This is a genomic window from Micrococcales bacterium, from assembly GCA_009784895.1.
Classification (GTDB): domain Bacteria; phylum Actinomycetota; class Actinomycetes; order Actinomycetales; family WQXJ01; genus WQXJ01.
Map to the genome: position 1 here is coordinate 19,231 of WQXJ01000032.1, position 9,668 is coordinate 28,898.

Consider the following 9,668-nt stretch of genomic DNA (forward strand, 5'->3'; position numbering starts at 1 on the left):
TTCCGCGCCTCTGACCTGCAAGAATGCACCCAGTGCGGCCAATTGCGCCCTGAGCGCAACCCGGCGAGTCGCCGGTGTGCCAAAGCTCGGTCTCGCTGCATTGGGGGTCGTTGATTTGCCCATTTGCAGCGACACCGAGGTTTGACAGTGCAGTGTGCGGAAGCTCGGTCTCGCTGCATTTGGGGGGACGGGAGGCAGTGTGCGGAAGCTCGGTCTCGCTGCATTGGGGGTGGCGGGAGGCAGTGTGCGGAAGCTCGGTCTCGCGGCAGAAGGGCTGATTGGGGGTTGGGGGATGGGGTGAGTCTGGATGGGGGGTGGCGGGAGGCAGTGTGCGGAAGCTCGGTCTCGCTGCATTTGGGGGGACGGGAGGCAGCGTGCGGAAGCTCGGTCTCGCTGCGGATGGGGGGGTTACGCGGTAAACGCCGTGTGGGGTGCTGCGCCTGGCGCAGCACCCCACACGGGTTGATGGTTATCGTCTCAGTTCGAGGGCCTGACTCTCGGCTAGCTTCCTGGAAGCTTGGCCATTGGTCGGCCTCGAAGTTGAGGCGTTATTACTAGGCGGCGTCTTCCTCCTCGCGGCGACGGCGCTTGAGTGCCAGCAGCAGCAGCAGACCGGTCAGCAGGGCGCCAAGGGCGGCACCGCTCAGGCCAATCAGGTCATTGGAACCGGTGAACGGCAGCTTGCCCTTGCCTCCTGGGCCCGGATAATTCTGCGGGTTGTCAGGTGGCCCTTGCCGGTCAACTACCTGGAAGGAGCCTTCGACAATGCCCGAGAGGTTGCCACGCAAGACATCTTTGTGAGTCGCAATCGTGGTGCCAATCGGGATGATGTAGTTGAAGACGACCTTGCCGTTGGCATCAGCATTCGAGATACCGATTTGATACGGCGCCGAATACTGAGTTGCCTGGATCCGCTCGAACGGCTGGAAGTTCAAACCGGTTACGGTCTGACGCTGACCAACCTCAACCGTGGGCACCAAGATGGCAATCTTTGGAATGCCGATGCGCCACTGCTTGATCGAGGTGTTGCCAGCCGGGTCGGTTTCAGTGATCGTGATGATGGTGCCTTCCGGCAGCTTGCTGGGCAGATCGATCTTCCAGGTGCCATCCGGCAGAACCTCGGTCTCGCCAAGCTTGTTGCCGTCCTTGTCCGTGATCACAATCTTGTCACCAGGCCTGTCACCCTTGCCGGTGATGGAGGTGCCATCAGACGGTTCTGGGTTGGGGCCAGCTGGTGGAATCTTGTTCACGATGACCGTTTCGACGGCCTCGTAACCAGCATCATCCCTCACGGTGGCTTCGATGACGGTCGAGTCGTCCGGAATCTTGGTCGGAGTACAACTGAACTTGCCCTGCGGATCCACCGTCACACCGGCGCAAAGGACATCGCCTGTTCCCTTGTCGATGACGTCCACTGTCATGGGACCGTCGGTCCCAGGATTGTAGCCAGGCACCTTACCGGAGATGGTCGAACCATTGGTCGGGTCGAGTTCCGGATCATTAGGCCCTTGACCCTTGACCACAATGCTGGCCAGCATCGAGGTGAAGGTGTGGTCAGCATCGCCCTGTGGCGTGCCGTCAGAGTGACCGATGTGGTCCCGGTTGACGGCGAAGGCGAAGAGCTGATCACCGTGGCTCTTGGTGCTGTTGAAGGTGCAAGACCAGTTGCCACTGGCGTTGACCACAGTGGTGCACACCAGGTTGCCAGTGTTGGGGCTATTGGTGTCATAGACCTCGATTGTCAGGCCCGGCTCGGCCGTGCCGCTGACCATATTGGCCTGGGCCCTGGCGTTGGCGTACACCGGCGTTAGCGGGGTAGGCACGAACTTGACAGTCAGGGTGTCTTGAGCATTACGCCCGTCAATGGTGAAGCTGAGCTTGACATCGCCGGCGTAGCTCGAATCAATCACCGCCGAGTAAGTGCCGTTGCCATTATTGGTAGCCACAACACCGGCGGGGTTACCGGCCAAAGCATTGTCAGTAAAGACGCGCACCTGGCTGGTGGCACCGGTAACAATGGAGCCGTTGTCGTCACGCAGGGTAACGGTGACCAAGACCGAGTCAGTAATGCCGCGGGCCCTTGGATCAGCCCGGTTGGCCTCAATGAAGCCGCGGTCGCGGGCAATCTGTGAGGTCTGGTCACTGGGACCGCCAACCGAGAAGACGGCCGTGGCCGGCGACCCGGTGATCTTGTTGGCGGGCACCTCGGCCGCCGGCCTCGTCCCGAAGGTGGCCCAGACGTAGTACGTACCAGGCGTGGTCCGAGTGAAGGTGGCTTGAGCCACACCGCCGGTATTAGGCGCCGTCAAGGTTGTAACTGCACCACTGGCATCTGCGTTGGTGGTGGTGACGTAGAAGACAACGTTGCCAGAAGTGGTCGGGTTGCCGTACTGGTCGTTGACCTGAACCTTGAGCACGTAGCTATCAGTGCCGTTAGCGATTACCTTGGCCGGATCCGAATTGCCGGCGTTTGGTGTCACTGTCAGCAGCGACGCATCTTTGTCCCCACCAGGAATGGCAGTGAAGGTGAACGGTGCCGGCGAACCCTGGGCTGCGCCCAGAGCCTGGCTGTTGGCCGCTGCCCCAACCTTGAAGGTGTCCGCCTTGGTTGAACCAAAGACAATCTTGGCCTCACCGTTGGCATCAGTGGTGTTGTCCTGCGACACGATCCAAGCCCTTGGATCAGACGCGCCGGCCATTGCGGCCACCAGCGCCGGATCACTCAGGTCCCAAACCACTGGGACGCCACCAGGGCCGGTTCCGCCACAAGTGGCCGGGTTGCCATGGGAATCCAGGGCCTTTAGCACAACTGTCTGGCGGTTGGCCACGCCGTTGCCCACCTCAACGCTGGCCGTTGGGCCGGTCAGGCTGCTCATGGTGACATCAACGCAATCAGACTTGAAAGTGATGGTCTGCGGCGAATCGCCAATCTCGACCCAGGCACCAGCCGGATGGGTGATGCCCGTGGCCGTGTCAGTCCAAGCACTACGTAGCTGGACATAAGCCCTGACCTCGTAGCTACCGGACTTAGCCGAGGCGATGTTGAGGTTGTAGATGCCGCCAGTACCAGTGCTAGCAAGCTGCGACTGCAAACCGCTGCCATCCTCATGCGCCCAGGTCACGCGCACTGCCTCGCCCGGCAAGCCGTTGTCGAAGGCGTCAGCGATGTAGACCCTAGCCGTGTGGTAGGTCGCACCAGAACTAGAAACTAGAACCGCACCAGGCCCAGTTGGGATTGACAGGTTCGAGAAGGCCTTTGGATCGGGGTCATCGCTGGTGAACGTAACCGGCGCCTGGTAGGCAAGCGGTGCCGAATCAGTGCCGTTAGCACCCTTGGTGATCCAATTCGTGGCCGGTGAGCCAACGGAAGCCGTCACGTTGTGCGTGGCAGCGACATTCGAGCTGACATTGATCGTGGCCAAGCCGGCGCCCGCGCCACCACCAATGGTGGTGCCGACCGAAACATCGGCTGGTCCGGTGTAGTTGGTACCGCCAACGGTGGCCTTCAAGCCGGTTAGCAAGCGGAACCAGACCGGGATTGGCACTTCGGCGCCAGTAACTGGGTCGAAGCACTGCGGCGGGTTGCCGTTCTTATCCCTGATGGTGGCAATCACCGGCAGTGTCGCTCCGCCGACCTTGGCCGTGGTGGCCGGTGGGGTCAGCGTGGCGGTATAGGTGCTCGGATTATCCGGTTCAATGCACAGGCCAACGAACTTGGCGTAACGAACAAAGGTGGTTCCGCCCTGCGTAGTTGGCACTGGGTTGCCGCCGTAGATGGCGCCAATTTGATAACCCGGATCTGGGCTGGACACTGTGGTGACCAGCTCCAGCACCACCTGGCCGGCGGCGTTGGTCGGATAGTATCCGGCCCCGCAGCTGCCGTTGGATGGTGAACCCTTGACCGTGACATTGGCCGGCAAGGACGCCGCGACGCATACGCCGGAAACCGGGATGTCGCCGGAATCACGCAGCGTAACCGTCAGCTTCCAAGAATCGGAGCCATCGGCCAGGACCTTGTGGCCCGCCCCGGCGGTCTCCACCAAGGTGAAGTCCATCTTGTCGGGCGCAACCGTTCCTGGCCGGAACCGGACCACACCGCTGCCAGCCGGCTCGGTAGCCGTCCGGCCTTGGGCAGTCAGGTCCATAGTGGCCGTGACCGTGAAGTCGGTGGCAACGTTCTGATCTGAGGCGAACAGCGAGGTCAGCTCAACATAAGCCAAGCCTTGGACCACGTTAGCACTGCGCGTGCCGTCATAACCATTGGGCCAGTAGCAAGCCTCCCTGGCGCTATCAACGCTGGGATCACAGCTCTTGACCGTGATGGTCTTGGCTGCGGCCCCGCCGCCCTGCGGCACAAACATCGGTGAATCGCCAGCCGGCACCGTGAAGGTGACGTTAATGCCAGGCACACCATGGCCACTGGGGTCAACGACAATGGTCCGAGCCCAAGACTTGGCCGTACCGTTAGGCAACGTGTCGGTGGACTTGGTCTTGAAGCCGGCGATGGTCCCATCAATGTCCACTGTGCAGCCAATGAACTGAGCGCGCTGCGGTGATCCACTCACATCAGTCCAGCCTGCAGTTCCCTGCACCTGAGCCTTAATGAAGACATATTGGCAAGAAGCCGATGAGAACAGGTAGTTGGACATGCCGTTGACATCAGAGTTGACATCGGGGCTGACCGGGTTCCAGACCACGCCAGTAGCCGGCAACGTTGGGTTGTCCGTGGCCGTCCAGAAGAACCGTACCGGCTCGTCAGACACTGGGTTGTCAAGTTCATCCGCAGTAAAGACCTGAGCCCGGTGCTGATCAGTACCATTGGCCAGCTTGGTGGCTCCACCAGCGGCCGTTGGAATCGTCAGGATCGAATGGTCCTCGTGGACGCGCCCGGCCTTCCAAGCCAGGTTGACAATGCCGTCAACCCGGACGTTGGCCGCACCCGCCGTGGTGGCGGTAGCCGCCTTGACCATGGTGATCCGGCTGGGCGAGGCGCCCTTGATGTCAGCCGTCACCTGGTAGGTGCCGCTGCAGAAAGTGACCAGGTCGAGTGAAGCCACACCATTGACAATGCTGACCTCTTGGTCACCCTTGAGGGCGAAGACATCGGCCCCATCGGTTGGGCAAGTTGTCGTGGGCACGTGGAAAATGATTGTGCCGTTGTCGACTGCGTGACCGTACTGGTCAACCGCCTTGGCCGTAACCGTCTGAGTGGCGCCCGGCAAAACCACGCCAGGCACATCAACTAGCCAGGTGTTATTGACCGTGGGCGCCTGAGTCTTGAAGACCAGGTTGGCCGTGGCCGCTGGGTCGGTGATTGTCTTCCAGGTGCCAAGCGACTGGACCTGAACTGGCACGTTGAAGGTGCCAGGTTCAGTCGACTTGACGTGGAAGGTGAATTCACCCCAGTCCCCGCCGGCTGGCGTACCAGTGACATAGTCAGGGCCAGGCTCGACAATCGACAGACTTGGTAGCCCGTTCAGATCGAGCCGCACCGGCGCCCTGTCAACCAGGATTGACGAGGTCGACACGATTGTCACCTTGATGGCGTAGGTGTCGCTGCCACCGGCCACCACATGGGTGGAGGCGGCAGCGGGATCAGGATCGACCGTCCAACTCGACTTGGTCTCATCCGGCGCCCCGGGCCCGAACGAGATTCCGCGAGAGTCGCCTGGCACCTTGATGGTGGCGCCACCGGTGGTGGCTGTCACCTGGAAGAGGCCAGGTTCATCGGAACGGATATCCGCCCAGACCATGCCCGGAACGTAAACCCCACCCTGAGTGCACCAAGCCGGCGTCGAAGCCACCGCCACTAGCGGGCAGCTGGTCAACGTCACGCTGGTGGTGGTCTTGGTGGTACCAAACCACGGACCAGGCACGCTGGCCGCGCCTTGGCTAACCGCCAGGGTCACGTCGACCCCAGGCACCGGGTTACCCTTGGCGTCCTTCAGGACAACCCTGGCCCAGTGCGAGGCGGAGCCATCGGCCAGGGCCGTGCCGCTCGAAGTCTCGAAATCAGAATCCGGTAGCGATAGCGGTCCATGCGTGAACAGCATCGAAACCGGCGAACCATCCTTGACCTCAAAGCCAGCATGAGTGGCCCTACCTTGCCAGGTACCAGCCTTTTCGGTGGAGAAATACACGGTGGCCACGCCGTTGGCATCGACCACAGCGCTATCTGGAACGTTGGGCTGACCCGCCATGGTGAACTGGAAGGCAACCGAAGTGGTGGCCGCAGCCTTGACTGGGTTGAGGTCGGCGTCGAACAGGCTGACCCTGACGGTGTAGCGCTGCGCACCGTTGGCCACCATTGGACCGGCTTCAAGTACTTCGATCTTGGACTTGTCGTAGTCGACAGATCCGGCGATGAACTCGGCTTTAGCCGGGCTGCCAATGGTGATCGTGGTGGTACCGACTGCTGCATAGACGTCGTAAATGGCGGCGTCCCTTGACCGCAGCGTCAGATCGGCCTGACCGGTGGTGCCACTGTTCATGATGCAGGCACCTGGACCAGTGACGTTTCCGGTGACGCCGTTGCAGCCAGTGGCCCAGGTACCAGTCGGGACCTGGAACGTGACGTTGGTGTTACGTACCGCGTTGTTGTTGGCATCGCGCAGAATCGCGTTGATGACCTGAGTGGCAGTGCCGTTGGCCGTGGCGGCCGTTGCCGGCGAGACCAGTCTGGAGTTCGCCGGGCTAACCGGCCCCTCGCAGAAGGTAATCTCAGCCGGGCTGCCGGTGGCGGCTCCCTGTGCCGTGGTCGCGCGGACGTAGTAGGTACCGGTCGTGGTTGAACGCAGTGTCACATTGACCTCGCCGGGCCCAGTCCCAGTTGATGTGACATATGGGGCAGATGGCGCCATCGTCACTGGACTATCAACTGTCAGGCCAATGGTGGCGCCATTGACCCCGATGTTACTGGCGTCGTAGGCCGTGACCTTGGCGGTCCAAGTGTCGGTGCCATTGGCCACGACGCAGCCACCTGGGCCAGTGGCTGTGCCTTCCGCAACCGCCAGGGTGGCGTGGTCGACGCCATCGGGCCCAAACTCCAGCTGAACTGAAGACGGGCTGACCGTGATGCCGGAAATCGCGGCCGTCAGGGTAACTATCTCTTGGAGGGTGTCAACAACGTCAACCTCGGCCAGACCGGCGCCCGAGACGGTCATGGTCCGGGTCTTGCCGCCACCGACGAAGGTGGCATCACCGTTGACCGCGAACTGAACACTAGTGACCCCGTTGACCGGGTTGTTGTTCTTGTCAACCACCAAGACAGTGGCGTGATGGGCATTGGCCGCGAGACCAGTGTTCAGCACCTTGCCGGTTGTGGCGGTCAAAGTAGCTGAGACAGCTGGCCCGGCAATGAATTCGGCCTGCTTTGGCGAGCCGCTGACCGGGTTGGTCTTCAAAGCTACCGTCGCCTGGACCGAATACATCCCGGCCCTGACGTCGGTGAAGTCAATCACCGCGACGCCAAGGTCTGTCAGAACCTGCCTTGTGCCAGCCGTACCCGAGCCGGTGGTCGGGGTCCAGGTCAAGGTCACCAGCACCTGACCGTCATCCCGTTCAATCACGTTGCCGAAGGCGTCCCTTATGGTGACGCGGGCTGTGTGGTTTTGGTCTCCAGCTATCTTCTGCTCACCCTGGGTCAGCAGTTCCAGGGTGGACATGGTCTCATCGACCTCTTTGTCCTCGTGGAAGACAGCCGTGGCCGGTGAATTAGTTTGGATGGCGGCGCTGTTGGTACCCACCGTGGCAACGGCAGTGATCGGGGTGTAAGTGCCCTTGACCGTCGAAACCAAGGTCAGTTCGGCGATGCCCTTATCAGTGCCGGCCGTGCTACCGGTGGTCATGGTGCAGATCACACCGGCACCACCAGTCACATCGATGGCCTCTTCGCAGCCCTTAGCCGTGGTGTTGGCTGGCACCGTGAAGGCGACCTTGGCACCAGGAATCAAGTTGCCGGCTCCACTGGCACCGAAGGAGTCCCGCACCGTGGCCCTAATAACTTGGGTATCAACACCGTTGGCCAAAGCCGAAACGGTCGGCGAATCCAATCTCGAATTGACACCGTTGGGCGGCCCGGCGCTAAAGACTATGTCCTTGAACCTGACGTTGGAGTTGACCGCGTTTGCCCAGATCGGGTCACCTGCCACCGAAACAGTTGTCCTGAAGGTGCCGTCAAACAGCGAGGTGACAGTAGCCGTGGCGGTGCCGGTTTCGTCGGCTACCAGTGACCATGGTGAGGACACCGGCCCTGACGGGTCGATAACGACCAAGGCAGAGCCGTAATAGGCCGGGTTGCCATCGACATCACGCAGGTGCGCGGTGATTGTGTACGAGGCCGTGCCATTGGCTAGAAGCGGCCCAGCCGGAGTCACTGTGAACCAGGACGTGTCCGGATGTGGCGGGTTGTCCGTGAAGGAAACCTTCTCAGTCACAGTCGATTCGGTCCGCGTGGTGCCGACCGTGATCGAGGCCTTGACACCATAACCGCTTAGATCGGCGAACTGGTTAGCCGGTATGTCAACGTTGCCATAGTAGGACCAGGCGTAAACCGTGGCCCAACCACCAGCCACTGAGGTGGCAGATTCGTCGGTCTTGCCAGAGCTGAGGCTATTCCAAGTTGGGCCAGTTGACACAGGCGAACCAGTCCGGGCCCACAGCAAATGGAAGTCGACCGAGACACCCGTAATTGGGTTCTTGTAGCAGTCTTGAACCTTGACTCGAGCCCAGCGCGATTCGTCGCCAACCTTGGCGTTACCGGCTTCGGTTTCTAGTGACGCCAGGGTCTCGTTGACGCAGAGGTCGTTGGGGACAAAGTCAGCGTAGCTGGGTGACCCGTTCCCGACCTCCTCGGTCGCACCGGTCAGGACCAGGTAGGCCCGCACTGTGACAGTGCCAGCCAGGGTCGAGGTGAACTCACAGGTAGCAATGCCAGAGGTGTCAGTAGTTGCCTCGCACTCAACGTCAGACGATCCCACCGGATCAAAGGTGAAGCGAACTTTCTGCCCATCAATCTTGTTGTGCGCTGGGCTGTCGTCCTGCACCAGCACCTGAGCCGTGTGGTACTCAGTACCAACCTTCTTGGTGCCCGTGGTTGTGATCGACAAGTACGAATCGTTGGCGGAAGCCGGTCGCGGTGTCCACCAAAGCAGTGCCCTGCCATCGGTCCGCACCGGCGTGGTGGCTTCAGTTGGAGCTGAAGCGTCTCGTACCGCCGTGATCGGTCCAACCGGGTTACCGGTCGTGGCCGTTATGGCATAGGCGTTCGACTGCGTCACGGCCGTATCCGAGACAACCGTCAAGGTGGCTGTGCCACCAACTGTTGTCCTGGTGACAACCACACCCGGACCACCAACCGTGTCGGCACCACCGCCGACACCCTTGGCCGTCACATTCGTCGGAATCGAGAACGTCACCACAGAGCCGTCCGCAACTGGGAAACCACCAGAATCGCGCAGACGTGCCTGTACCACCTGCTCTACGCCGACCATCGTCGACGTGCCAGGCTCAACCAACCAAGACATATCCGGATCGGGATAATCGGACACGAACACGAGTGTGGCTTTAGCCGCCGGATGCTCAATATTCCCATAAGAACCACTAGCCAACATCACCTGCACTGGAACCTCATACGTCCCAGGCTTAGTCGACTTCACATGGAACGTGAA

Annotated in this window: 1 protein-coding gene; it reads right to left on the bottom strand. The window is 61.0% G+C overall.

Annotated features, from left to right (window positions below):
- Positions 1-554 precede the first annotated feature (554 nt).
- The gene (locus FWD29_06835) at positions 555-9,656 is read right to left on the bottom strand and encodes an Ig-like domain-containing protein (protein MCL2803649.1); all 9,102 of its coding nucleotides are present in this window, start codon (positions 9,654-9,656) and stop codon (positions 555-557) included.
- Positions 9,657-9,668 lie beyond the last annotated feature (12 nt).